Annotated in this window: 15 protein-coding genes and 2 pseudogenes; 6 read left to right on the top strand and 11 right to left on the bottom strand. The window is 72.9% G+C overall.

Annotation, left to right across the window (positions count from 1 at the left end; genetic code table 11):
• Nucleotides 1-78 precede the first annotated feature (78 nt).
• Nucleotides 79-1,278 (top strand): cytochrome P450, encoded by a 1,200-nt coding sequence (locus DEJ50_RS26485; protein ID WP_150210597.1) that lies wholly within the window; start codon nucleotides 79-81, stop codon nucleotides 1,276-1,278.
• A gap of 92 nt (nucleotides 1,279-1,370) precedes the next feature.
• Here the strand turns inward: DEJ50_RS26485 and DEJ50_RS26480 are convergent, their stop codons facing one another.
• The 4 genes from DEJ50_RS26480 to DEJ50_RS26465 all read right to left on the bottom strand — a co-directional run bounded on the left by DEJ50_RS26480 (nucleotide 1,371) and on the right by DEJ50_RS26465 (nucleotide 10,273).
• A complete protein-coding gene (locus DEJ50_RS26480; RefSeq protein ID WP_223838172.1) occupies nucleotides 1,371-2,339 on the bottom strand; it encodes a hypothetical protein in 969 nt (322 codons plus the stop codon).
• Between the two features lie 476 nt (nucleotides 2,340-2,815).
• Nucleotides 2,816-6,385 carry a DNA polymerase III subunit alpha gene (locus tag DEJ50_RS26475; RefSeq protein WP_223837920.1) on the bottom strand — a complete coding sequence of 1,190 codons (3,570 nt, stop codon included), beginning with the start codon at nucleotides 6,383-6,385 and terminating at the stop codon, nucleotides 2,816-2,818.
• Between the two features lie 800 nt (nucleotides 6,386-7,185).
• The gene (locus DEJ50_RS26470; protein WP_150210596.1) at nucleotides 7,186-8,841 is read right to left on the bottom strand and encodes an amidohydrolase; all 1,656 of its coding nucleotides are present in this window, start codon (nucleotides 8,839-8,841) and stop codon (nucleotides 7,186-7,188) included.
• 46 nt (nucleotides 8,842-8,887) lie between these two features.
• Nucleotides 8,888-10,273, bottom strand: a complete 1,386-nt coding sequence (locus DEJ50_RS26465) for a purine-cytosine permease family protein (protein ID WP_150210595.1) — start codon at nucleotides 10,271-10,273, stop codon at nucleotides 8,888-8,890.
• A 133-nt stretch (nucleotides 10,274-10,406) separates the two neighbouring features.
• Here DEJ50_RS26465 and DEJ50_RS26460 point away from each other — a divergent pair, with 133 nt between their 5' ends.
• Nucleotides 10,407-11,030: a TetR/AcrR family transcriptional regulator gene (locus DEJ50_RS26460; RefSeq protein WP_150210594.1), complete on the top strand. Its 624-nt coding sequence runs from the start codon at nucleotides 10,407-10,409 to the stop codon at nucleotides 11,028-11,030.
• A gap of 107 nt (nucleotides 11,031-11,137) precedes the next feature.
• Here DEJ50_RS26460 and DEJ50_RS26455 read toward each other — a convergent pair whose 3' ends face one another.
• From DEJ50_RS26455 to DEJ50_RS26445, 3 genes and pseudogenes are all read right to left on the bottom strand, one after another.
• On the bottom strand, nucleotides 11,138-12,031 hold the full coding sequence (locus tag DEJ50_RS26455) for a S1 family peptidase (RefSeq protein WP_150210593.1): 894 nt from the start codon (nucleotides 12,029-12,031) through the stop codon (nucleotides 11,138-11,140).
• A gap of 125 nt (nucleotides 12,032-12,156) precedes the next feature.
• A pseudogene (locus DEJ50_RS26450) lies at nucleotides 12,157-12,965 on the bottom strand (DUF1684 domain-containing protein).
• Nucleotides 12,966-13,071: 106 nt separating this feature from the next.
• Nucleotides 13,072-14,349: a DUF5685 family protein gene (locus tag DEJ50_RS26445; RefSeq protein WP_150210592.1), complete on the bottom strand. Its 1,278-nt coding sequence runs from the start codon at nucleotides 14,347-14,349 to the stop codon at nucleotides 13,072-13,074.
• Nucleotides 14,350-14,637: 288 nt separating this feature from the next.
• Between DEJ50_RS26445 and DEJ50_RS26440 the strand changes: the two genes are divergently transcribed.
• Nucleotides 14,638-15,084, top strand: a complete 447-nt coding sequence (locus DEJ50_RS26440; protein WP_150210591.1) for a cell division protein SepF — start codon at nucleotides 14,638-14,640, stop codon at nucleotides 15,082-15,084.
• Nucleotides 15,085-15,110: 26 nt separating this feature from the next.
• Here the strand turns inward: DEJ50_RS26440 and DEJ50_RS26435 are convergent, their stop codons facing one another.
• Both DEJ50_RS26435 and DEJ50_RS26430 read right to left on the bottom strand, forming a co-directional pair.
• The gene (locus DEJ50_RS26435) at nucleotides 15,111-16,277 is read right to left on the bottom strand and encodes an acyl-CoA dehydrogenase family protein (protein WP_150210590.1); all 1,167 of its coding nucleotides are present in this window, start codon (nucleotides 16,275-16,277) and stop codon (nucleotides 15,111-15,113) included.
• 580 nt (nucleotides 16,278-16,857) lie between these two features.
• Nucleotides 16,858-18,582, bottom strand: coding sequence for an MFS transporter (locus DEJ50_RS26430; RefSeq protein ID WP_150210589.1), 1,725 nt, complete (start codon nucleotides 18,580-18,582; stop codon nucleotides 16,858-16,860).
• Nucleotides 18,583-18,859: 277 nt separating this feature from the next.
• Here DEJ50_RS26430 and DEJ50_RS26425 point away from each other — a divergent pair, with 277 nt between their 5' ends.
• The 3 genes and pseudogenes from DEJ50_RS26425 to DEJ50_RS26415 form a co-directional block, all read left to right on the top strand.
• Complete coding sequence (locus DEJ50_RS26425) at nucleotides 18,860-19,975, top strand: glycosyltransferase family 39 protein (RefSeq protein WP_150210588.1); 1,116 nt, start codon at nucleotides 18,860-18,862, stop codon at nucleotides 19,973-19,975.
• Between the two features lie 213 nt (nucleotides 19,976-20,188).
• Nucleotides 20,189-21,169 carry a phosphatase PAP2 family protein gene (locus DEJ50_RS26420; RefSeq protein WP_150210587.1) on the top strand — a complete coding sequence of 327 codons (981 nt, stop codon included), beginning with the start codon at nucleotides 20,189-20,191 and terminating at the stop codon, nucleotides 21,167-21,169.
• 456 nt (nucleotides 21,170-21,625) lie between these two features.
• A pseudogene (locus DEJ50_RS26415) lies at nucleotides 21,626-23,143 on the top strand (cbb3-type cytochrome c oxidase subunit I); the annotation flags it as partial.
• Between the two features lie 43 nt (nucleotides 23,144-23,186).
• Here DEJ50_RS26415 and DEJ50_RS26410 read toward each other — a convergent pair.
• Both DEJ50_RS26410 and DEJ50_RS26405 read right to left on the bottom strand, forming a co-directional pair.
• Entirely contained in the window at nucleotides 23,187-24,242 is a 1,056-nt protein-coding gene (locus DEJ50_RS26410) for a helix-turn-helix transcriptional regulator (protein ID WP_150210586.1), read from the bottom strand.
• A gap of 81 nt (nucleotides 24,243-24,323) precedes the next feature.
• Nucleotides 24,324-24,824: a hypothetical protein gene (locus DEJ50_RS26405; protein ID WP_150210585.1), complete on the bottom strand. Its 501-nt coding sequence runs from the start codon at nucleotides 24,822-24,824 to the stop codon at nucleotides 24,324-24,326.
• Nucleotides 24,825-25,281: the final 457 nt, after the last annotated feature.

The raw sequence follows: 25,281 nt of genomic DNA, 5'->3' as shown, positions 1-25,281 counted from the left end.
GCCGTCCAGCCGCTAGCGTCATGGATTGGCCGGATCCTAGAGACCGTTGCTGTAGGTTCCATCAATGGAAGGAAGACCGTGGCAGATTTCGCTGACCGCTGGGGCTTTGCGCAGGACAAGTTTTGGCTGCGCGGTGAGCGCCCGGCGGAGACTGTCGAGTGGAACGAGGAGCTCCTGCGCTGGGAGGTGTTCGGCTACGCGGAGGTCAACGAGGCGCTGAGCAACAACGACGCCTACTCGGCCGACTCCGGAAAGCTGTTCGGCCTCGACGAGGAGACCCTGAAGTACTTCGACGGCGACCTGGCCCAGATGACCGGGCCGGAGCACGCGAACATCCGCAAGCAGGTCAGCCACGCGTTCAGCCCGCGGTTCATCGAGCACCTCGAGTCCCGGGTGCTGGAGCTGTCCAACCACCACGCCGACAAAGTGGCCAACATGGGCCGCTTCAACCTGCTGAGCGACTTCGTCGACGAGGTGGCCGGCATCGTCTTCAGCGAGCTCCTGGGCATCCCGGCCGACGACCGCACCATGTTCAAGGTCGTGGACCAGAACATGGACCAGCAGGCCCAGATGACGCTGGTCGACCAGGGCAGCGAGGACGGCTACTTCGAGAAGCTGACCAAGCCGCTGGAGCCGCTGCGCGAGATGCTCGGCAAGCACGTCGACGCCAAGACGAAGGACCCGAAGGACGACCTGATCAGCCTGCTCTCGCAGGTCAAGAAGCTTGATGGCACCCCGATGACCCGGGACCAGATCATCAACTTCATCATCGGCATCCTGGGCGCCGGGCACCTGGCCACCCCGCTGCTCTGCGCCAACACCATGCTGTGCCTGGAGTCGTTCCCGGAGCAGTACGAACTGGTCAAGGCCGACCACTCGCTCATCCCCGGCATGCTCGAGGAGTCGATGCGGTTCCTGACCCCGGGTGCCGCCTCGTACCGCGCGACCATCCAGGACGTGGAGCTCGGCGGCAAGAAGATCGCCAAAGACCAGCTGCTCCGCGTGTTCCTGGGTGCGGCCAACCGTGACCCGCGCCAGTTCACCAACCCGGACGACTTCGACATCACCCGCGCCCCCAACCCCCACCTCGGGTTCGGCCGCGGCGCCCACTACTGCGTGGGCGGCCAGATGGTCCGGGTGGAGACCCGCATCGTGTTCGAGGTGCTCTTCAACCGCTTCCCGAAGCTGCGCGTCGACACCGACATCCCGCCGCTGTTCTTCAACTCCCCCGACTTCACCGGCGTCCGCTCCGGCGGTATGTGGGTCCGCATCGACTAGCAGTACGGCCGCGGCCCGACTCCCCACACCCCGAAGCCCGAAGCCCGAAGAGTGCTCCCGACCGTTCGCCGGCCGGAAGCACTCTTCGTGCGTTACGCCGCCAGGGTCCCCCGCGTCACGGCCGTCGGGCCGAACCGCGCCCGGAGCCGGTCCGCCACCGCCTCGATCCGGCGCGCCTTGTCGTCCTCGGGGTCGAAACTCAGCTGGTGCGCGGCGCGTTCGGCCGGGGTCAGGCCCTCGGCGCGCAGGGCGATGGCGCGAACCCGGGCGCGCTGGAGCCCCAGCCCGGCATGGATGCCGTACGCGGTGGCGGTCAGCGCGGCGGAGTGCGCGGTGGGTTCGGGCAGGACCCGGTCCCGGGTGAGCTGCGTGCGGTCGGCACAGCGGACGGTCAGGGAGAGGGAACGGCAGACCTGCCCCTGGGCGCGCAGCCGGGCGCCGAGCTCCTCGGTCAGGGAGAGCAGGGCCCGGCGCTGGTGCACGGGGTCCAGTTCGTCCCGGTCGAATCGGCGCTCGGCACCCAGCGAGCGGGCCGCCGCGCCGGGCACCACCGGGGTCCGGTCGATCCCGTGGGCCCGCTCGTGCGTCTCGCGGCCGGCCCGGGCGCCGAGGATGCGCTGCAGGGTGGCGAGCGGGGCGGCGGCGATCCGGCCGACCGAGTCCAGACCGTACGAGCACAGGGTGCGGGCCGCCTTCGGGCCGATGCCGTCCAGGGCGCCGGCGGGCTTGCGGGCCAGGAACTCCCGTACGGCGTCGGGGGTGTCCGGCACCAGCAGGGTGCGGCCGGGGGCCGCCTCGCGGGCGGCCATCCGGGCCAGCATGGGGTTGGGCGCGGCACCGATCACGCAGTCCGCACCGTAGAGGGCGAGGGCCCGCACCCGGATCAGGGCGGCCAGGCCCGCCGTGTCCCGGCCGAAGTAGCGCAGGGCTCCGCGGACATCGGCGAGGGCTCCGTCGGGGGGCAGGGCCTGCACGACCGAGGTCAGTCCGCCGAGCAGATCGAGCAGCCCGGCGTACGCGTCCACCCCGAGCGGCCCACCGGCCGGCGGCCGGAACCGCAGGCACAGCACGGTGCCGGCGGGGGCCGGCCGACGGGCCGCCGGAGCGGGGACCGGGACCGGACCGGGAGCCGGAACCGGACCGGCCGCCGGGCCCGGACCGGGGGCGGGGACCGGACCCGGGACGGAGGCCCGGACCAGACCGGGGACCGGAACCGGACCGGTCGCCGGAACCAGACCAGGAGCCGGAACCGGATCGGCCGCCGGAACCGGACCGGGGGCGGGGACCGGGACCAGGACGGGGGCCGGGACCGGGACCAGGACGGGGGCCGGGACCGGACCGGGAGCCGGAACCAGACCGGTCGCCGGAACCGGACCGGTTGCCGGAGCGAGGACCGGAACCGGAACGGGGGCCCGGACCAGACCAGGGACCGGAACCGAACCGGCCGCCGGAACCGGGCCGACCGCCGGAACCGGGCCGGTTGCCGGGACCGGGGCGGGGGTCGGGACCGGGGCGGGGGTCGGGGCGGTGTGCGGGGTCATCCTGCGCTCCCCGGGCTGGAGTGCCAGAGCTTGCGGCCGGTCGCCGGGCCGGGCCCGGCCGGCCGGAGGTCGGCCCAGGGGTTCAGCTCGTAGCCCGTCGGCAGGTGGATGCGGCGGCCGGGGTCGGCGGGTCCGGTACCGGTCGGCAGCGGTTCCGCCAGCCGTGCCGCGACCGCGTCCAGGCCGCCCTCCTGCCGCAGTTCCACCAGTTCCGCCAGGTTCCACGCGGCTGCGCCCACCACGCTCAGGCTCTGCGGACCGCGCCGCTGCACGACCCCGCGCACCAGCAGCAGGAAGGAGTGGAACACCGTATGGGCGCAGGCCGCATGGCTGTCGTCGAAGAAGGCCAGGTCGACCAGGCCGGTCCCGTCGTCCAGGGTGGTGAAGACCACCCGTCGCCCGGACCGGATCGGCGGGGTCTGGGTGGCCACCTTGGCGCCCGCGACCAGCACGGTCTGCCCGTGCTCCGTGCTGCGCAGCAGCCGTGCCGGGACCACGCCCAGTTCGGCGAGGAAGGCGTGGTGGTCGCCCATCAGGTGCCGGGAGGCGTCCATGCCGAGGACACCGAGCTCGGCGCTGAGCCGCTCGGCCTCGTTGAGGTCGGGCAGGCCCGCCCGGGCCGTGGACCGGCCGCCGTCCAGCGGGAGTTGCCCGCCCCCTGCACCAACCGCCCGCTGGGTCCCGTGGAGTTCGGCCAGGTGCAGCAGCAGATCGCGGCGGTTGGCGCCGAACGCGTCCAACGCGCCGACCTGGGCCAGGCGTTCGGCGACCGGGCGGCCCGGGTGGGCCCGGTCCCAGAAGTCGCGCAGGGAGGCGTACGGCTGTCCGGCCTCGATCCGGCCCGCCTCCGCCCCGCTGATGCCGTGGACATCGGCCAGGGCGAGCCGCAGCCCCCACACCACCGGATTATCAGACACCAGTTCGATACGGTGGGCGACCGCCGAGCGGTTCACATCCAGCGGCAGCACCGGCACCCCGCGCCGCCGCGCGTCCGCCAGCAGCAGCCTCTTGGGGTACATGCCGGGGTCGTGGGTCAGCAGACCGGCGTAGAAGGCCGCCGGATGGTGCGCCTTGAGCCAGGCCGACTGATAGGTCGGCACGGCGAAGGCCACCGCGTGCGCCTTGCAGAAGCCGTACGAGCCGAAGGCCTCGACGATCTCCCAGGTCCGGGCGATCACCGCATCGTCGTAGCCGTGTTCCCGGGCCTGCTGCTCGAACCATGCCTTGATCCGGCCCTGGGACTCCGGGTCGGAGAGCCCGCGCCGGACCCGGTCCGCCTCGTCCCGGCCGCACCGGGTCATCACGTGCACGATCTCGATGATCTGCTCGTGGAAGACCACCACCCCGTAGGTCTCGCGCAGCGCGTCCGCCAGGTCCTCGTGCGGGTAGCGGACCGGTGCGCGGCCGTGCCGGGCCTCGATGAACGGCCGCACCATGTCGGCGGCCACCGGGCCGGGCCGGAACAGCGAGATGTCGACCACCAGGTCGTGGAAGGTCGACGGCTGGAGCCGCCCCACCAGGTCGCGCTGGCCCGGCGATTCGATCTGGAAGCAGCCCAGTGTCTCGGCCGAGCGGATCAGCTCGTACGTCGCCGGGTCGCCCGGCGGCACCTGCACCGGGTCGTCCAGGTCCAGCCGCTGCCCGCCGGCCCGGCGGATCTCGGCAACGGCGTGCGCCATCGCCGACTGCATCCGCACTCCCAGCACGTCCAGCTTGAGCAGTCCGAGGTCCTCCACGTCGTCCTTGTCGAACTGGGACATCGGGAAACCCTCGCCGCTGGTGGGCACGACGGGGGTACGGGCGAGCAGTGAGGCGTCGGAGAGCAGCACTCCGCACGGGTGCATGGCGATCCCGCGCGGCAGTGCGTCCAGGGCTTCGACCAGCTCCCACAGCCGGCCGTACTTCTCCTGCTCGGCGTGTACCTCGCGCAGTTCGGGCAGTTCGGCCAGGGCGGCGCGGGCGTCCCGGGCCCGGATGTGCGGGAAGGCCTTGGCGAGCCGGTCGATGACGGCCGGGTCCATGGACAGGGCGGCGCCGACGTCGCGGATGGCGTGCCGGACCCGGTAGGTCTCGGGCATGGCGACGGTCGCGACGCGCTCGGCGCCGAACCGGCCGATGATCTCCCGGTAGACCTCCAGCCGGCGGGCGGATTCGACGTCGATGTCGATGTCGGGCAGCACCGGGCGCCGTTTGGAGAGGAAGCGCTCCATCAGCAGGCCCTGTTCGACCGGGTCGGCGTGGGCGATGCCGAGGAGGTGGTTGACCAGTGAGCCGGCGCCGGACCCTCGGGCGGCCACCCGGATGCCCATCCGGCGTACGTCGTCCACGACTTGAGCGACCGTCAGGAAGTAGGAGGCGTAGCCGTGGTGGGCGATGATGTCGAGCTCGTGGTGCATCCGGTCCCAGTAGGCGCGCTTGCCCGCGTAACCGCGCAGCACCATGCCGGCGCCGGCGCGGGATTCCAGCACCCGCTGGGCGGTGCGGTGGGCGGCGCCGACCAGCCAGGGTTCGGGGAAGTGCACCGAGCCGATGCCCAGGTCGTCCTCGGGGTCGACCGTGCAGGCTTCGGCGGTGCGCCGGGTGTTCTCCAGCAGCCGGCGGGCGTCGGCCGGGCGCAGGCCGGCGGCCAGGGTGATCCGGTCGGCGGCCTCGGCCATGGCCGAGGGGGGCTTGAGCCAGCGCTCGCCGCTGTCCAGTGGCTTGCGGGGGTCGACGGGGACGAGCCGGCGGGCGGCGTCGAGCACATCGGCGACCGGGCCCTGGCCGGGGTCGGCGTACCGGACGGCGTTGGTGAGTACGGCGGTGACGCCCTGCTCGGCGGCGAAACCGACGGTCCGGGCGGCCAGCCGCAGCGAGCCGGGGCCGGTCCCGGTGCGGCCGTGGTGGACGGCTTCCAGGCACAGGGCGTCGCCGTAGAGCTCCCTCCAGGGCGCGAGCAGCCGGGCGGCCCGGTCCGGGCGGCCGGCGGCCAGGGCCCGGCCGACCTCGGATCCGGGGCCGAGCAGAACGTGGAGACCGGCGCCGGCGCGCAGGTCCGCCCAGTCCGACAGCGCCCCTGCCCCGGCGGGGCCGGCGCCCGTGCCGGCTTCCGCGCTGGCGCCCGTACCGGTTTCCGCGTGGGCCGCAGTGACCAGCCGGCACAGCTCGGCCCAGCCGGCGGCGCCGTCCCGGGCCAGGAAGACCGCCCGGGGGGCGGATTCGTCGATGAAGGCGCCGCCCTTGACCGGGGTCCGGCGGCGGACGGTGCGGGTGCCGGCACCGGCACCGGTGCCAGTGCCCGCGGTGCCGTCCGCTCCGCCGGCGGACGGCACCGCCAGGTCCACTCCGAACAGGGGGCGGATGCCGGCCTTCGCGCAGGCCTTGGCGAACCGCACCGCGCCCGCGAGGGTGTCGCGGTCGGTGAGCGCGAGGGCATCCATGCCCCGCTCGGCGGCACGCTCCGCCAGCCGCTCCGGGTGGGAGCCTCCGTAGCGCATGGAGAACCCGGAAACGGTGTGCAGATGCGTAAAACCGGGCACCCGCGCCTCCTGCCTTCCCTCGGTGAACACCACCCCCGTCTCCACCATAGACCAATTCGAATGCCCGTACGAAACATTTGTTCGATAAGCTCGCTGGTGGGGGCTGGGGGCGCTGCTCGGCGGGATCTGGGGCCTGTGAGGCCGGGCCTCGGCGCTCTGGTTGCCTTCGCGGGCGATGGGGTCGGCGCGGCGGTGGCGCTGGCTTCTTTTCCCCCACCCCGCCCCTTCCCGAAACCGGGGCCTGCGACCCCGGACCCGCTCGTGGGGCTGCCCCACACCCCCAGGTGCCCGGGCTCCGCCCGGCGCCCTTCGGGGCACCACCCCCGGACCGGGCCCGGAACGGGGTACGGGCACCCCGCACCCCTGGGCGCCGCCCCGGACCGGGCCGGGAACGGGCCGGGCGGAGCCCAGACACCCGGCGGGGTCCGGGACGGACCGGAACGGGACAGGCCGGGAACGGGCCGCCGGGGATGGGCCGGGGATGGGCCGGGCCGGGGATGGGATGGGCCGGGAACGGGCTGGGCCGGGGACCGGGTGCCGGGCGGAGCCCTGGCGCCCGAGGGGTCCGGGCCGGGAACGGGCCCGGCCCCGGCCCAGGGGCGGGGTGCCGGGCGGAGCCCTGGCGCCCGAGGGGTCCGGGGCGGAGCCCCGGTTTCGGGAAGGGGCGGGGTGGGGAAAGCCCCGCGCAGCGGACCCCGGACCCCGGACCCCGGACCCCGGACCCCGGACCCCGGACCCCGGACCCCGGACCCCGGACCCCGGACCCCGGACCCCGGACCCCGGACCCCGGACCCCGGACCCCGGACCCCGGACCCCGGACCCCGGACCCGGGTACGGCTACGGCCGGGTCAGGAGCCGGCAACCGCCCGGTGGGCGATCTTGCCGGCCACCACCACCGTTTCCGCCACCGTGCCCGGAATCCGCTCCGCCGGAACCGCCAGGATGTCCCGGGACAGGATCACGAAGTCCGCCAGCTTCCCCACCGTCAGCGACCCCCGCTCCCCCTCCAGGAAGTTCGCGTACGCCGAGCCCATCGTGTAGCCGTGCACCGCCGTCGCCACGTCCACCGTCTCGCCCGGCTGCCAGGGCTCTCCCCCGCCCAGCGGACAGCGGGTGACCGCCGTGTAGATGCCGATCATCGGGTCCATCTCGGCCACGTTCCAGTCGCTGGAGAACGCCAGCACCGCGCCCGCCTCGCTCAGGCTCCGCATCGGCCATGCCTTGTGCCAGCGGTCCGGGCCCACATTCGAAGCCCAGTCCTGGCCCGGCCCGGCGATCTCCGGGGCGCAGTGCCTCGGCTGCATGCAGGCGACCACGCCGAGCTCCGCGAACCGCGGCACGTCGGCCGGGTCCAGGCACTCCACGTGCACCACCTGGTGCCGGGCGTCGCGCGGGCCGTTCAGCGTCCGCGCGTGCTCCACCGCGTCCAGCACCGTACGGATGCCGCGGTCCCCGGTCGCGTGCACGAAGCACTGGAAGCCCCGCGCGTCCAGCTTCGCGAGCAGCTCCGCGAACTCCTCCGGCGGGTAGAAGGTCTCGCCCCGGTGGTGTCCGCAGCCCGCGTACGGCTCCAGCAGGGCGGCCGTACGCGGCTCCACCACATCGTCGATGTACAGCTTCAGCGGGCCGACCCGCAGCCGGTCGTCGGCGAACCGGTCGGCCGCCGCCGCGAACTCGTCCAGGTCCGCGTCACTGGTGCCGCGCGGGTGGAACAGCGCGGCCACGATGCGCGACCGGAGCCGGCCTTCCGCCCGCGCCCGCTCGAAGAGCTCCAGGTCGTCCAGGGAGTTCTGCGGCTCGACCACCGTCGTGATGCCGTAACCGATCGCGTCGTCCAGGGACTTGGCGAGCCGCCCGTACTGCCGGTCCGGCGCGGCCCACGGCACGCCCAGCTCGCGCAGCGCCCGGTGGCCTTCCCGGGAGAGGCCCTTGACCGCGAAGTCCGTGACGAACCCGGTGGGTTCACCGGTCTCCGGGTCGGTCTGGGCGGTGCCGAACGGCAGCTCCGTACGGTTCCTGGAAACCCCGAGCCGGCGCAGCGCGGCGGTGTTCAGCCAGGCCGTGTGCACGTCGTACGAGAGCACGATCGCCGGGGTGTCCCCGGTGACCGGGTCCAGGTCGGCGGCGCACGGCATCCGGCCGCCCGGGATTGCGGAGTAGTCGAAGGCCTCGGCTTCGATCCACTCGGCCTCCGGGTGCTCGGTGTGCCAGATCCAGATCCGCTCGTGGATCTCCTCCAGGGTGCGGGCCCCGGCCAGCTGTACGCAGGCGTCGTCGGAGCCGAGCCGGACGTGGTTGTGCGCATCGATGAAGCCGGGCAGGACCAGCCGCCCGCCGGCGTCGATCCGCTCGGTGTCCGGACCGGCCCAGCGCTCGGCCTCCGCGTCCGGGCCGAGCCACACGATGCGGCCGTCGCGCACGGCGAGGGCCTCGGCCTCGGGGAGTTCCGGGTCGACGGTGTGGATCCGGGCCCCGGTGAGCAGCAGGTCGGCGGGGTGGTTCATGGGTGGTGCTCCTGTGAAGAGAGGAAGAGGGAGGAGGGGCGGAAGGTCAGGACGTGGTGGCCGGGACGCGGCTGTCGACGGGCGCCCTGCGGTACAGCGCCCAGTAGGTGAGGCCGGAGACGACCGAGCCGAGCAGGGTGAGGTCGGCGCCGCCGAGCGGGGCCACCAGCGGCCCGGTCCACAGCTCGGAGTCGCAGGTCAGGGCGGCGAAGGTGATGCCGGTGAGCAGTGCGGCCAGGCCGGCCGGGTGGTAGCCGGAGCGGTACCAGTAGGCGCCTTCGGGGCCGTCGGCGTGCAGGGCGTGGTCGTCGTACCGGCAGCGGCGCAGCAGCATGTCGGCGAGGAAGACCCCGCCCCAGGGCGCGAACACGATGATCAGGAGGGAGAGGAAGGAGGTCAGTGCACTGGTGAAGTCGGTGAGGAAGAGCGCGGCGAGCGAGCCGAGGCCGGTGATGGCGGCGCTGACCACGATGGCCTTGGCGCGGCTCCACGGGATGCCGAGGACCTGGAGGTTCAGGCTGGACGAGTAGAGGGTGATGATCGAGTTGGTGATGGAGCCGCCGAGGACGAGGGCCAGGAACATCGGCTGGAACCAGCCGGGCAGCAGGCTTTCGGTGCCGGCGACGGCGTCGGTCATATCGGCCTGGGTGGCGGCGGCCACGCCCGCGATGCCCAGGGCGACGGAGGAGAGGAATCCGCCGAGGGCGCCGTACCAGGTGATGGACTTCAGCGAGGTGGTGCGGGGCAGGTAGCGGGTGTAGTCGGCGGGCATCGGCAGGTACGAGAACGGGGCCGCCAGCATGATCACGAAGGCGAGGCTCCAGCCGGAGAGGCCGGGCACGGCGGTCGCGGGGGCGGCGGTGTCGGCGCCGGGCAGCAGGAAGGCGAGCAGGGCGGCGAAGCCGGCGGCGAGGACGTAGGCCATCCAGCGCTCGGCGAACTGGACGGTGGCGTGGCCCCACATCGCGATGACGAAGGTCAGCGCGAGGGTGGTGAACAGGGCGACGGCCCGGCCGGGGGTGCCGTGCAGGAGCCCCAGTTCTTCGAGGAAGACCTCCAGGGCGAGGGTGCCGACGACGGTGTTGAGGATGGTGTAGCCGATGCCGACCAGCCAGTTGAGGACGCCGGCCGGGAGGTTGCCGCGGACGCCGAAGGCGGCGCGGGAGATGACCAGGGTGGCGGTGCCGGTGCGGATGCCGGACAGGCCGGCGGCGCTGATGGCGAAGAAGGCCAGTCCACTGATCACGACCACGGCGGTGGCCTGCCAGAAGGTGAGGCCGAAGGCGACGGCCAGGGCTCCGTTGATCACATAGGTGAAGGTCAGGTTGGAGCCGAACCAGAGCCAGAAGAGGTCGCGGGCACTGCCGTGCCGCTCGCTGTCCGGGATCGGATCGATGCCGCGCGTCTCGACTCTGAAGATCTCGTCACTCATCGCTGCACGCACCCTTGATCTTGAATGGCGTTCTAAGTTCTTGAATGGCATTCAAGATGAGGGGTGGACCGGAGCCCCGTCAACCCCCTGCCCGGGATAAGGTCGGCCCAGGGAAGATCGGAAGGCGGCAGCGGTGGCAGGAGCGGCACGGCGGCGCGACGGGCAGATCGCCCAGGAGCGGATGCTGGAAGAGGCCATGGCGGCGATCGCCGAGGACGGGCTCGCGGCGCTGACCATGTCCAAGCTCGCGGACCGGCTCGGCACCAGCGGCGGCCACATCCTGTACTACTTCGGCAGCAAGGACCGGCTGCTGCTGGAGGCGCTGCGCTGGAGCGAGGACCAGCTGACCACCGAGCGCGCGGCGCTGCTGCACCGCCGGGTCACGGCCGAGCGCAAGCTGGAGCTCTTCCTGGAGCTGTATCTGGCGCGGGGGCCGCGCGACCCGCGCTGGACCCTGTGGATCGAGCTGTGGGCCCGTACGCCGTCCAATGAGGACCTGCGCGCCGCCCAGGAGGAGATCGACGCGGGCTGGCACCGGGACCTGCAGGCGCTGCTCGCCAAGGGCGTGGAGCAGGGCCGGTTCGCGGAGACGGATCTGCCCGCCCGGGCCTCGGAGCTGCTCGCCCTGCTGGACGGACTGAGCACCCGGGTGGTGCTGGGCCAGCACGACGCGGACCGCACCCGGGCCCTGGAACGGGCCCGCTCGGCGGCGGCCCTGCTGATCCCGCCGGCCGCGCCGCACGTGGCCGAGCCGTAAGGGGCCGCGCCGAAAGCGTCCACGCCGTAAGTGCGCGCAGCACGGCCGGCGTTCGCGTACGAACGAGGGCCGGCACCCCCGCGCAGGGAGCACCGGCCCTCCGGCCGTCAGTACACGCTCACGCCATAGGCGCTCAGCGCTTCCCGGACCGGCTGGAAGAAGGTCGTGCCGCCGGAGGAGCAGTTGCCGCTGCCGCCCGAGGTCAGCCCGACCGCCCGGGTGCCGGAGTAGAGCGGGCCGCCGCTGTCCCCGGGCTCCGCGCACACATTGGTGCGGATCATGCCGTAGACGATGTCACCGCCGCCGTAGTTGACCGTGGCGTTGAGGCCGGTGACCTGGCCGCTGTGGATGCCGGTGGTGGAGCCGCGCCGGGTCACCGACAGGCCCACGGTGGCGTCGATGGCCGTGGTGATGTCCTGGCTGCCGACCGTGCCCGGGTGGGCCAGCGAGGCGTTGTCGTAGCGGACCAGGCCGTAGTCGTTGTTGGGGAAGCTGGAGCCGACCGTCGGCCCGATGGCCGTGGTCCGGGACGAGTTGGTGTACCAGGTGCCCGCGCCGTCGGTGCAGTGGCCGGCCGTCAGCACGTAGTACGTACTGCCGCTGCGCACGTTGAAGCCCGCCGAGCAGCGCCAGCTGGAGGCGTAGATGGCATCGCCGCCGGAGAGCAGTTTGGTGAGCTTGCCCGGGGTGCGCTCGATGCGCAGGGCGCCGGCGTCCCGGCCGGCCTCCCGCTTGATCTTGGCGATGTCGGCGGCGGAGACGGTGGAGTCGGCGGTGACCACCACGGTGCCGGTGGCCGCGTCGGTGTGCCAGGCGGTGCCCGCGACATCGGCGCGCAGCAGTGATGCGTCGGCCGAGGCGAGCCGGTCGGCGCTGTAGCCGCCGGCGGGCTGGTCGTCGGCGGCGGTTGCCGCCGTGGCGGGTACGGCGAGCGCGGCGACGGCGGCCAGGCCGGCCGCGATCGCGGCTGCCCGGGTGGGGGTGATGCGCTTGATCCTCACTTCTCGTCCTCCCGTGGGGGGTGTGGGGGTTCGGTGAGGCGCAGTCAGCGGTACGGCTGGTGCCCGTGGGTTGCGAGTCTTGGCCGTGTCCTGACAAGCGCTGCTCGGTACTGTGCTGTGGGCGGTTACCGGTCGGCAAGGGCGGGATTCAGCCGCCTCTCCCCTGCCTCGACGGCGAACGGCAGGGTGTTCCCGGGCGGCGGGAATGGACAGACGAAGTGGTCGGCGAAGGCGCAGGGCGGCAGCAGCGCCCGGTTGAAGTCCACGCTCACCGAGCCGTCCCCCGGGTCGGGGGTGCCGGGTCTGAGGAAGCGGAAGCGGTAGCTGGAGTCTCCGCCGGTGGCATCGCCGAAGACGGCCCACAGGCTGCCGTCCTCCTCGTCGACGGTGACCTGGAGGCTGTGCCCGGTTCCCCGGTGAGCGAAGAGCAGTTCGCCGCCGAGGTCCAGGCCGCGGTGGCGGCCGTCCGCGTTCGCCACCTGCACGGTCCGGTCCCGGTCGTAGGGGCGGAACCGGCCGGGCAGCACATACGCCGGGTCGTAGGGAGTGGCCTCGATGCCGGTGAAGGCCCGCCGGGCCGCGGATCCGGGGTCGAACACGCGGACCGCCCAGAGGCCTTCGCGGCGGATGAGCACCAGTCGGACCCGGCCGGCCGCCCGCAGCCGGGAGCGGGCGGGCGGACCGGGGTCGGCACCGAGCTCGGCCCGGCCCGCGAAGGGCTCGCCTCGAGCACGAGCCCGTCGGCCGCCGTGGCGGTGAGCAGGACGGCATCGCCGTTCTCGCGCCACTGCCCCGGAACGGCCGGAATTCGACCTTCCGGGTAGTCGGCGAGCCAGAAGGTCCCCGTCAGGGCCAGTGCGCCGTACGGGGCGGACACCGTGTCCACCCGGTGTTCGTGCCACTGCTGCCAGGCGGCGGCCTCGTCATCGCTCATGCCGCTCAAGGCTTCCACACCTGCACCCGGGACGCGGGCGCAATGGGCCGGACGGAGCTGTGGCGTACGGCGGCTGAGGAACGGTCAGCAGTCCGGCCCGGTCCGGTCAGCAGCCGTCGCAGGGGCAGCAGCACTCGCAGCCGTCGCAGCCGTCGCAGTCCCGGCAGCAGCCCTTCCGCTTCTTCCGGGACCAGGGCCCCTCGTACTCCTTGGCACAGCAGACCTGGCAGGTGCAGAAGAGCCCGATGGCGACGGCGCAGCCCGCCCAGAAGCCGCGCCGCTTCGGCGGCTGCGGGGCACCGAAGCCGCCGGGTCCGAGCGGCGGAGGCATACCCGGACCGCCGGGGCCGCCGGGGCCGCCGGGCGCGCCGCCGCCGTAGGGGTTCTGGCCGTAGGGCCCGCCGTACGGGTTGGGGCCGGCCGGGCCGCCGTACGCAGGACCTCCGTACGCCGGACCGCCCCCGTACGGGCCCTGGCCCGGGCCCGCTCCGTCCGAGGCGGTGACGGCGAGCCCCGAGTGCCCGCAGCTGCTCGTCCCGAACGCCCGGTCCACCGAGGCGCGCAGTTCGTGGACCAGCAGCCGGTGCGCGAGCCTGCCGTCCGCGAACTCGGCGTCGTGCAGGGCCAGCCGGATCCCGTGCAGCGCGTCCTCGCACAGCCGCCGCGCCTCGGCGAGCGGGGTCCCGGTCGCGGTCAGCGGGTTCCAGGCGCCGGCCGCCGCGTCCGCCGCCCGGTCCTCCACGGCGTCCAGCAGATGCGCGAGCCGCCCGAAGTAGCGGCCCGCCTCGGCGAGCGCGGGAGCGTTGCCCGGCCGTCCGGCCAGGGTCGCGGTATGGGCGAAGGCGGCGGCGGTGGCCGTCTCGGTCGGCTCCGTCACCACCAGCAGGGAGGTGCCGGGGCCGGCCAGCGCCTCGATGCCGGTCTGCCGGTCCACCGCGTCGACGAGCACGGCGGTGTCGAAGCCGAGCGCGGCCCCGGTCCGGGCACCGGCCCGGTCCCAGCCCCGGGCCACCCGGCGCGCGGCGGCGGCTATCGGGGCCCGCGCCAACAGGCCGTCCCGGTCCGCCACGTGGTCCCGTATCTTCGCCGAGGCGAGCACCAGCGAAACGGCCGCGGCGAGCCGGGCACCCTCACCCTGGGCCACCGGTGCGGTGCGCATCCCGCGCAGCGGGCAGGGGCCCGCGGTGCGCCGGGTGCCCGCCACCGGTCCGGACTGAGCCTCCGTCAAAACGGAGACCAGCAGGCCGTCGTAGTTGGTGACGATCCTGGAGGCCTGCCCGTGCTCCCCTCGAAGTGCCAGGCAGAGTCCGCAGAGATGGGCCGTCCACTCCGTCGTGAACCGTTCGCCGAGCCGGTGCGTGCAGGGTCTGACGATGCCGAACAAAAGTGGATCCCCCGTGGTTCATATGCGTGCGTGCGGGGCATCGTACCCAGCCACGGCCTTCACCCGTACGTCCGCTGAGGTCACCCGCACGGAGGCAGTGGTCGTATTTTCACTCAGACAGCAGTGGTAGCTCCCGAGAACCTTGAGCGTGCACCGGATGTTCTGCACCAGTACCGTCACGAAACCCCTGCGCGGCGGCTATCCACTTGGCGCGTTGTCAGCATCATGGACGACCATAGGGATTGCGGAGATGAAGACAGACGACAGCCGCGGTGAAAGGAGGCGTCCATGGGTTCGGTGCGCAAGGCGAGTGCGTGGCTGGGTCTCGTAGAGGACAGCGACGACGAGCGTTACTACGACGACGAGTACGCGGAGGCTCCGCAGGGTCCGCACGCCGGCGACCAGTGGGTCACCGACCCCCGGGTGAAGGTGGCGTCGGAGTCCGCCGTCGAGCACGGCCGGCGGATCGCCACGGTCACCCCGGACGGGTTCCGTGACGCACGGGGCATCGGCGAGCTGTTCCGCGAGGGCGTTCCGGTCATCGTGAACCTGTCCTCGATGGACCCGGCAGACGCGAAGCGCGTGGTCGACTTCGCGGCCGGCCTGACCTTCGGCCTGCGCGGCTCGATCGAGCGGGTGGCGACCAGGGTCTTCCTGCTGACCCCGGCCGACACCCAGATCGTGAACGGCGAGGCGAACGGACGCGCCGCCGACGGCTTCTTCAACCAGAGCTGAGCAGGGCCCTCACCGGTTGCACCGGTCTACCGGAAGGCATCCAGTCCGGTGAGCGCCTTGCCCAGCACCAACTGGTGCATCTCGACGGTTCCCTCGTAGGTGAGGACCGATTCGAGGTTGGTCGCGTGCCGCATGACGGGGTATTCGAGGCTGATCCCGTTGGCGCCGAGGATCGTGCGTGCGGTGCGGCAGATCTCGATGGCCTCGCGGACGTTGTTGAGCTTGCCGAAGCTGATCTGCTCCGGCCGCAGGCTTCCGGCGTCCATCCGGCGCCCCAGGTGGTGGGCGAGCAGAATCCCCTTGTGCAGTTCCAGCGCCATGTCGGCGAGCTTGGCCTGGGTGAGCTGGAAGCCGCCGATGGGCCTCCCGAACTGTTCCCGCGTCCGCGCATAGTCGAGGGCGGCCTCGAAACTGGCGCGCGCCGCGCCCATGGAACCCCAGACGATCCCGTAGCGGGCGTGGCTGAGACAGCCGAGCGGGCCCTTGAGGCCGGTGACCCCGGGCAGCACGGCATCGGCCGGCAGCCGCACCTCGTCCAGGACGAGCTCGCTGGTGACACTGGCCCGCAGGGACCACTTGTGCTTGATCTCGGGGGCCGAGAACCCGGCGGTGTCGGTGGGGACGGCGAACCCGCGGATTCCCTCGTCGGTCTGCGCCCAGACCACCGCGACCGAGGCCACCGACCCGTTGGTGATCCACATCTTGCGGCCGGTCAGCACCCAGTCGGTGCCGTCGCGCTTGGCGTACGTACGCATGGCGGCGGGGTCGGAGCCGACGTCCGGTTCGGTCAGCCCGAAGCAGCCGATCAGCTCGCCGGCGGCCATGCCGGGCAGCCAGCGCTGCTTCTGCTCCTCGGAGCCGAAGCGGTGGATCGCGTACATGGCGAGCGAGCCCTGTACGGAGACCAGCGAGCGGATCCCGGAGTCCGCGGCCTCCAGTTCCAGGCAGGCCAGCCCGTACTGCACGGCACTCGCGCCCGCACAGCCGTACCCCTCCAGGGACATGCCGAGCGCACCGAGCGAGCCCAGTTCCCGGGCGAGCTCCCGGATGCCGGGCAGTTCCCCGTTCTCGTACCACTCGGCGATGTGCGGCAGCACCCGGTCGGCGGCCCAGCTGCGCACGGTGTCGCGGATGGCGAGGTCCTCGGGGCCGAGCAGCTCGTCGAGTCCGAGGGGGTCGGTGGGCACGAACACGGGTTGCCTCCGGCGGAGTCGGGAATTCCAGCAGTGCGGGTCTCCCCGCGCGGCCGACGCTAACCCCCTGCGATCACCCCGTCCAGCCCCGCCCTTCCGGCCCCGCCGGGGCGTTGCGGCCGGGTCCGGCCCGCCGAAGCCGCGGCGGGCCGGACCGGCCCGCCCGTCCCGTCGGCTCGGCTCGGCGGCTCGGCGGCTCGGGGGACGCCGCGGACCGTGGGCCCGCAGCGCGGGCTGGAACGCGTTTGAGGGCACTGGGCGCGGAGCGCCCGAAAGCGGGTGCCGGGCGAAGCCCTGGTGCACCCGCAGCAGGCCGGGGCCCAGCCCCGCCACCGGCGCCGACGGCGTTCGAGGCGCACGACTCCGGGGGCCGGCCCCCAGCAGCGGCGCCGCGCTCGAGCGCGGGCGGCCGTCCGACCCGGCGCCCGCGCGGAGCGCCCGGAAAACGGGCGCCGGGCGAAGCCCGTGCACCCGCAGGAGGCCGGGGCGCAGACCCGCCACCGGCGCCGGCGCCGGCGTTCGTACGAGTCCCGGGGACCGGCCCCGGCGGCGGCGCCGCGCTCGGGCGCGGCCGGGGCCGTCAGACCCGGCGGCCGTCGAAGGCGCGGTCCGGCTTCGCCGGGGACGGGATGCGGCCGGCCGGCACCGGCCGGGACGAAGCCGCGGCCGAGGCGTGGGCCTGGGCCTGAGTCGAGGCATGGGCCGGAGCCGGGTCGCGGTCGGTGTCGACGGAGTCCGCGCACTCCATGGTCCTCGGCAGCTTCAGCGCCATCAGCGCTCCCGCCGCCAGCAGCGCCGCGCTCACCAGCAGCGTGACGTGCAGCCCGGTCACGAACGAGCTCCGGGCCGCCGCGTACAGCGCCTCGCCGGCCGGCCCGCCCAGCCCCGCCGCGATCTGGTACGCCTCGCCCAGCGAGTTCACCGCCCCGGCGGAATCGGCCGCCGAGACCCCCGGCACATCCGTCAGGCCCGGCGCGTACGCCGCGTTCATGACGCTGCCGAGCAGGGCGATGCCCATGCCCGCACCCAGCTGGTACGAGGTCTCGCCGATGGCCGCCGCGCCGCCCGCCGCCTCCGCCGGCGCCTCGCTGAGCATCGACTCGTACGCCGCGAACAGGGTGGTCTGCAGTCCGAAACCGAGCAGTACGAACCCCACGGTCAGCAGCAGCGGCCGGTCGTGCTGGCCCATCAGGGTCAGCAGCAGTACGGCCAGCGCGGTCAGCACGAAGCCCAGCGAGACCATGGCCCGCGGGCCGATCCGGTTCAGGGTGTAGGAGCCGGTGCCGCCCGCGGCCATCGCGGCGAAGGTGAGCGGCAGCAGCCGCAGGCCGGTCTCCAGCGGGGACAGGTGCAGCACCAGCTGGAGGTACTGGACGGCGATCAGCTCCAGGCCGACCAGCGCCAGCATGGCCAGCACGATGCAGCCCACCGAGGTGGTGAAGGTGGCCCGGGAGAACATCCGCATGTCGATCAGCGGGTGCACCCGCCGCTTCTGCCGCCGTACGAACAGCACCAGCAGCACCGCCCCCAGCAGCAGCGGCCCGAAGGCCATCGCGTCGAGGAAGCTCTGGTCGGCGCCGGCCCGCTTGACGCCGAGTACCACGGCCAGCACGCCGGCCGCCGCCATCAGCGCTCCGACCACGTCCCACGGCCCGTCCGCCGTGCCCCGGGACTCCGGCAGCAGCCAGCGGCCGAGCGGGAGGATCAGGGCCATCAGCGGGATGTTGATCAGGAAGACGGAACCCCACCAGAAGTGCTGGACGAGGAGGCCGCCGAGGACCGGTCCGCTGGCCGCGCCGACCGCGGCGACGGCCGTCCAGATGCCGATGGCCAGGGCCCGCTCACGCCGGTCGGGAAAAACCTGTCGCAGGATCGACAGGGTGGCAGGCATGATCATGGCGCCGCCGATACCGAGCAGGGCCCGGGCGGCGATCAGTATCTGTGCGTTGTCGGCCAGCGCCGCGATCGCGGAGGCCACGCCGAACAGCATGTAGCCGAGCAGCAGGATCCGGCGCCGCCCGACCCGGTCGCCGAGGGTGCCGAAGAGGATCAGCAGCGAGGCGCACACCAGGGGGTACGCGTCGACGATCCACAGCAGCTCGATGGAGCCGGGGCGCAGGTCCTCGGTGACGGAGGGGACGGCGACGTGCAGGATCGTCGCGTCGAGCGCGACGAGGACCAGGCTGACGCACAGGACCGCCAGGACGACCCAGCGGTTGGCGCCGCCCCGGGCATCGGTGAGCCGTTGCCACGACTGCCAGGGGGAAGGGGTCCGGTTGCGGCCGGCCGTGTTCGTCCCTGACATGCATGTACCTCCCAGGTGATCCCTCGCACTCGGCGGACCAGCATTGATGTGCCGCGGGTGAGCGGCTTGACGTAGCGGGGCCCGGCATCGACACGCGAGTGAACCGCCAGCGTACGCGAGTTCGGACATGCATCACGTGGTCAAGCTCTCACCCCGACGGCCGCCGGGGTGTGGCGTACGCCACTCACCTCCCCCCGTGTACACGCCCGGTCACGGCCCGTGGTTCTGCGCGCGCGGCGGCCGGCTCCGCGGTCGCGGGCCCCGGCCACCGATAATCATGCCCGTGAAAGATCTTGCCCTGCGCCGGGCCGCGCCCGCGCTCCTCGCCTTCGCGGCGGTCCGGCTGCTCGGACTGGCCGTGCTCGGTGTGTGGGGGGCGGTGGCGGGCAGCAGTCCGCACACCTTGCTCTCGGCCCGCTGGGACTCCCTCTGGTACGCCCGGATCGCCGCCGAGGGGTACGGGTACGAGATCGTGCTCCCGAACGGGGACGTCCACTCGAACCTGGCCTTCTTCCCGCTGCTGCCCTGGCTGGAGCGGGCGATCGCGGCCGTGACCGGACTCGGTCACGGCTCGGCGGGACTGGTGGTGTCGGCGCTCGCCGGGCTCGCCGCGGCCTGGGGCATCTTCGCCGTGGCCGATCTGCTGTACGGCCGGCGGGCCGGGGTGTGCGCGGTAGCGGCCTGGGCGGCGCTGCCGGTGGGCGTCGTGCAGTCGATGGCCTACAGCGAGGCGCTGTTCACGGCGCTGGCGGCCTGGTCGCTGTACGGGGTGCTGCGCGGGCACTGGATCACGGCGGGCGCGCTCGCGGCGGGCGCCGGGCTGACCCGGCCGGTGGGGGCCGCGGTGGTGGCCGCGGTGTGGGTGGCGGCGGTCCTGGCGCTGCGCCGCGGGCAGGCGTCCTGGCGTACGGCGGTGGGCGTACTGCTGGCTCCGGCGGGTGCGGCGGCGTACGTGCTGTGGGTGGGGGCGCACACCGGCGAGGGGCTGCTCGGCTATCTGCGGGTGCAGGGCGGCTGGGGCAACGGCTTCGACGGCGGGCTCGCCTTCGCCCGGTTCATCGGCGGCCGGCTCGCCTCCGCGGCCTGGCCGGCCGGGGTGGGCCTGATCGCGGGGGTGCTGCTGGTGCTGTGGCTGTACGTGCTGTGCGTACGGCAGCGGCAGCCGGTGGCGCTGCTGGTGTACTGCGGGATCGTGGTGGCGCTGGCGCTGTGCGCCTCGGGGTACTTCGGGTCGAAGCCGCGGCTGCTGCTGCCCGCGTTCCCGCTGCTGCTGCCGGTGGCCGTGGCGCTGGCCCGGTGGCGGACCCGGCGGGCGGCTGCGGTGCTGGGCGTGGCAGCCCTGGCGGCGGCGGTCTACGGCGCGTTCTGGCTGAACGGCTCCGGACCGCCATAGCGGAATCTCGAATTCCGGCGGCACATTCGGCACTTCGCATAAAACTCGGATAAAGATTCGGAGCAATTGCCGAACACGCCGGAAGAGAACACCGAAGGCAATGCCGGATTACCCGGAATAAGGCTCCGACTGAGACCTACTCCACATCACATGGTCATCACAAACCCCGCGATTCGACCGGGTGACCCACGCGCGCGCGGTAACGTCGATTGAGTGCGTACCGAACCATCATTCACCCGTCTGGAGCGGCTGTTCGCCCGCCTGGACCGTGAACCCGAACGACCGGCTCATCTGCAGACGCCGCAGATGAGCCGGCACCGTGTGGTGCTCTTCGCTTCGACCTTCGTGTTCTATCTGGCCATCGTGGTGGCCGTCCTGACCACTTCCTGGCTGGTCCGGCTGGACTGGCAGGTCATGTTCTGGCGGCCCTACGAGCAGTGGCCGGAGCTGCACGCCTTCCTCGACTACCTGGTCGTGCTCGGCCAGCGCGGGCCCACCGCGGTCATGGTCGCCGCCTGGCTCGGCTGGCGCTCCTGGCGGCAGCACACCCTGCGCCCGCTGCTCACCCTCGGCGTGGCACTGTTGCTGCTCAATGTCACGGTGGGCGCCGTGAAGCTCGGTCTGGGCCGGCTCGGTCCGCACTACGCCACCCAGATCGGATCCGCCGAACTCTTCGCCGGCGGCGATATATTCCCTTCCGGTCACACCGCCAACGCGGTGGTCACCTGGGGCATCCTCGCCTACCTGGCGTCCACCGTGCGCACCCGGCGGAACCTGTCGGTGCTGTCCGCCGTGGTCGCGCTGAGCGTCGGCGCCACCACCGTCTACCTGGGCACCCACTGGGTCAGCGATGTGCTGCTCGGCTGGGCCGCAGGCCTGCTGATCCTGCTCGCCCTGCCCTGGTTCGAGCCGCTCATCGCCCGCGCGGAGGCGCTGATCTTCGAGCTGCGGGCCCAGGTCCTCGGCCGGTCGGCAGGGCAGGGCCGGAGCCCGGCTCCGGCTGCGGCCCCCGCCCCGATCGGCGCCCGGACGGCCACCCACTCCGTGGTGCCCCGGCCCGCCACGCACCTCACGGTCCGGCCGCACATCATCCGGGCCGACCGCACCCCGCTCACCCCGGCCGGCAGCCGCCGCCCCGCCCACGCCGAGCGCACCGCCCGTACTCCCGCGGCCCGGCCGGTGGGCGGCGGCTGACGCGCCGGCCTCCCGGCACCCCGGGACCGGGCCGGTACGCACACCCCGCCCGCCACCGTCCGGTCCCGCGTCAGCGTCACGCCCATACTTTCAGCCGAATCGGGTCACGCTTAGGTCACGGAATGTCGACAACTCTTTGACCGGGCAACGGCGGCGCCGACATACGATTCGAGCGGTCCGCGAATTGTTTTCCAGCGCGCGACACGCCCGGCGCAGACACTCTTTTGCATTCCTTCCCGGCTCGGCCGGAATTCCCCTCCGGGGATTCCGGCCGAGCCGCCCTTCAAGCCCTCTTACGGCCCGCACACACCGATTCCGACTCCGGTCGCGGACCGGACCGCCACAACCCGCTCCGAACCCTCACTTCTTCTTCACTGGCGCGTCCCCGCGCCGTTGCCCGGAGCTACTGCGAGCATCGTCACCCGGGTCTGAGGCACCTCAGTGAGGGGACCATCGATGGGAACGGCGACAGGGACGGCCACTCCTGCGGTCCGGCACCGGGGCCGGCTGCTGGTCGACTGGCTGACCACCACCGACCACAAGAAGATCGGCCACCTGTACCTGGTCACCTCGTTCGGATTCTTCCTGGTGGCCGGTCTGCTGGCCCTGCTGATGCGGGCCGAGCTGGCCCGGCCCGGCCTCCAGCTGATCTCGAACGACCAGTTCAACCAGGCCTTCACCCTGCACGGCACGATCATGCTGCTGCTCTTCGCGACCCCGACCTTCGCCGGTTTCGCCAACGAGATCATGCCGCTTCAGATCGGCTCCCCGGACGTGGCCTTCCCCCGGCTGAACATGCTGTCCTACTGGCTGTTCCTGTTCGGCGGGCTGATCGTGCTGGGATCGCTCCTCACCCCCACCGGCCCGGCCAGCTTCGGCTGGACCGCGTACGCCCCGCTCAACAGCCTGGAACGGTCCCCCGGCATCGGCGCCGACATGTGGATCATGGGCCTGGCGCTCTCCGGCTTCGGCACGATCCTCGGCGCGGTCAACTTCATCACCACCATCATCGGGATGCGCGCGCCCGGTATGACCATGTTCCGGATGCCCATCTTCACCTGGAACGTGCTGCTCACCTCGGTCCTGGTGCTGTTCGCGTTCCCGGTGCTCGCCGCCTCGCTGCTGGTCCTGGAGTCCGACCGCCGCTTCGGCTCGGTGGTCTTCCAGCCCGAGTTCGGCGGAGCCCTGCTGTGGCAGCACCTGTTCTGGTTCTTCGGGCATCCCGAGGTCTACATCATCGCGCTGCCGTTCTTCGGGATCGTCACCGAGATCCTGCCGGTGTTCTCGCGCAAGCCGGTCTTCGGGTACGTGACCCTGGTCGCCGCGACCATGGCCATCACCGGGCTGTCGGTGGTGGTGTGGGCCCACCACATGTTCGCCACCGGCGCGGTGCTGCTGCCCTTCTTCTCCCTGCTGTCCTTCCTGATCGCAGTGCCGACCGGGGTGAAGTTCTTCAACTGGACCGGCACCATGCTGAAGGGATCACTGTCCTTCGAGACCCCGATGCTGTGGTCCGTCGGCTTCCTGGTCAGTTTCCTGCTCGGCGGGCTCACCGGGGTGATCCTGGCCTCCCCACCGATGGACTTCCAGGTCACCGACTCGTACTTCGTGGTCGCGCACTTCCACTACACGGTGTTCGGCACGGTGGTCTTCGCGACCTTCGCCGGCTTCTCCTTCTGGTGGCCCAAGTTCACCGGCAAGCTGCTCGACGAACGGCTTGGCAAGATCCACTTCTGGACCCTCTTCATCGGCTTCCACACCACCTTCCTGGTCCAGCACTGGCTGGGCGCCGAGGGCATGCCCCGCCGGTACGCCGACTACCTGGCGGCCGACGGCTTCACCGTGCTCAACACCATCTCCACCATCGGCGCCTTCCTCCTCGGCCTCTCCACGCTGCCGTTCCTCTACAACGTCTGGAAGACCCACCGGTACGGCGTGAGGGTGGACGTGGACGACCCCTGGGGCTACGGGCGCTCACTGGAATGGGCGACAAGCTGCCCGCCGCCCCGCCACAACTTCACCGAACTGCCCCGGATCCGCTCCGAGTCCCCGGCCTTCGACCTGCACCATCCGCAGTACGCGGAGCAGCAGTTCCGGCAGCGGGATCCGCAGACCGGTGAACTGCCCGGACCAGCAGATCCCGGGCGTCCCTGATCCGCTCGGCCAGCTCCGGCGGCTCCACCACCTCGAACTCGAAGCCCATCAGCAGCACATGGACCACCAGGACGTCCAGACTCACCGCCCCGGTGTGCAGCAGGCAGGTGTGCGCGTCCACCGGCTCCAGCACCCCGGCCGACGGGGAGATCTCCTGCGCCGCCTCCTCGGCCGGCACATGCAGCCGGATCACCGCCTGGGCGGCGTACGCCCGCTGCGAGACGCCCTGGGACACATAGGCCGCCAGATCCTCGGCCGGCGGGGTACGCGGGGTGAAGCGCGGGCCGTGCGGCGGTTTCGGCTCGATCCGGTCGGCCCGGAAGGTCCGCCAGTCGGCCCGGTCCACATCCCAGCCGACCAGGTACCAGCGGCGCTCGCTGCACACCAGCCGGTGCGGCTCCACGGTCCGCCGGGTCACCGCGCCCTCGTGGTCCCGGTAGCCGAACCGGAGCCGCTCGTTGTCCCGGCAGACGGCGGCCAGCTCGGTGAGGACGGAGGCGTCGACCGTGGAGTGTTGGGGGCCGCGCAGCATGGGCACTGTGAACTCGTTGAGGGTGGACACCCGCCGCCGCAGCCGGCCCGGCAGCACCTGTTCCAGCTTGGCCAGCGCCCGTACGGACGCCTCGCCGATCCCCTCCACCCCGTTGCCGGCTGCGGTGCGCAGCCCGACGGCGACGGCCACCGCCTCGTCGTCGTCGAGGAGCAGCGGGGGCAGTTCGGCGCCCGCGCCCAGCGAGTAGCCCCCGCCGGTGCCCGGGCTGGCGTTGACGGGATAGCCGAGCTCGCGCAGCCGGTCCACATCCCGGCGGACCGTACGCGGGGTCACCCCGAGGCGCTCCGCGAGATCGGCCCCGGTCCATTCGCGGTGGGCCTGCAACAGGGACAGCAGGCGCAGCAGTCGTGCGGAGGTCTCCAGCATGCCCCGAGTCTGCCAGCGCGGTCCGGCTGCTCCGGCACCGTACGGAACCCGTTCGACACCCGCTCGGGTGAGGAGGCGGTGTCAGCAGCCCACGCCCGGTACGGACTTGCCGCTGAGGGCGACCAGGTCGCAGACGGTCTTGGCGGACACCTTCCAGACCCCGTCCTGCAGGACGGCCGTGCCCTTGCTGCCGGGCAGCACCGCGGTACCGCCGACGAGCAGGTCGTACGTGACCCGGGCTCCGGTGGGCGAGGTGAAGGACACCTCGGTCACCCGGGCGGATGGCTTGGCCGAGAGGGACTCGGTGCTGAGCCCGGCCAGCAGGGGTTCGAGCGCGGCACCGTTCTCCAGTAGCCCGGCCCGCTGTGCGGCGGGGGTCGCGGCGGCGAAGAAGGCCTCCCAGTTCTTCTCGATCTCGGCCTTGGCCCGGGTGGGGTCGACGGGCCCGGAGACGGCCGGGCTGCTCGCCGCGGGCCGGCTGCCGCCACCCCCGTCGGAGGAGCAGCCGGCCGCCGCGGGTACGAGGAAGAGCAGCACGGCCGCCGACCGGACTGCCGTGCGCGCGGGTCTGCCCAGGTGCATGTGGTTCACCACCGGTGTCGGACCGGGCCGTCCGGCCCGATGCGGCCAGGTTGGGCACCGCCGGCACCCGGTTTCAAGAACCCACCGCGCGCGTCGCCCGGGTTGCCCCGGAGGAGCCGCCCCCAACGGGCCGAACGGCCTCAGCCCTCGGCGTGGCCGCCCCGCCCGGCACGAGTGCCGGCCCGGGCTCCGCGCCCGGTTCCGGGCCGAGGCTCGGCGAGGCCACCGGCACCGGCGCGGGCTCCACGCCCGGCGACGGCACCGGCGCAGGCACGGGTGCCGGCACGGCCACCGGCGCCGACTGCGCCCGCGGCGGCTCGGATGCCGCGCCCGTTCCCGGGCCGCGGCCCGGCGAGGCCACCGGCACCGGCTACGGCTGCGTCGGCGACGGCTCGGTTGCCGCGCTCGGCGACGGCACAGGCGTCGGCACGGGCGCGGGCGCGGGCTGCGGCTGCGC

It is taken from the genome of Streptomyces venezuelae, assembly GCF_008642295.1.
Classification (GTDB): domain Bacteria; phylum Actinomycetota; class Actinomycetes; order Streptomycetales; family Streptomycetaceae; genus Streptomyces; species Streptomyces venezuelae_C.
Note: the sequence above shows the minus strand (reverse complement) of the source record. Positions and strands in the feature narration are given on the sequence as shown.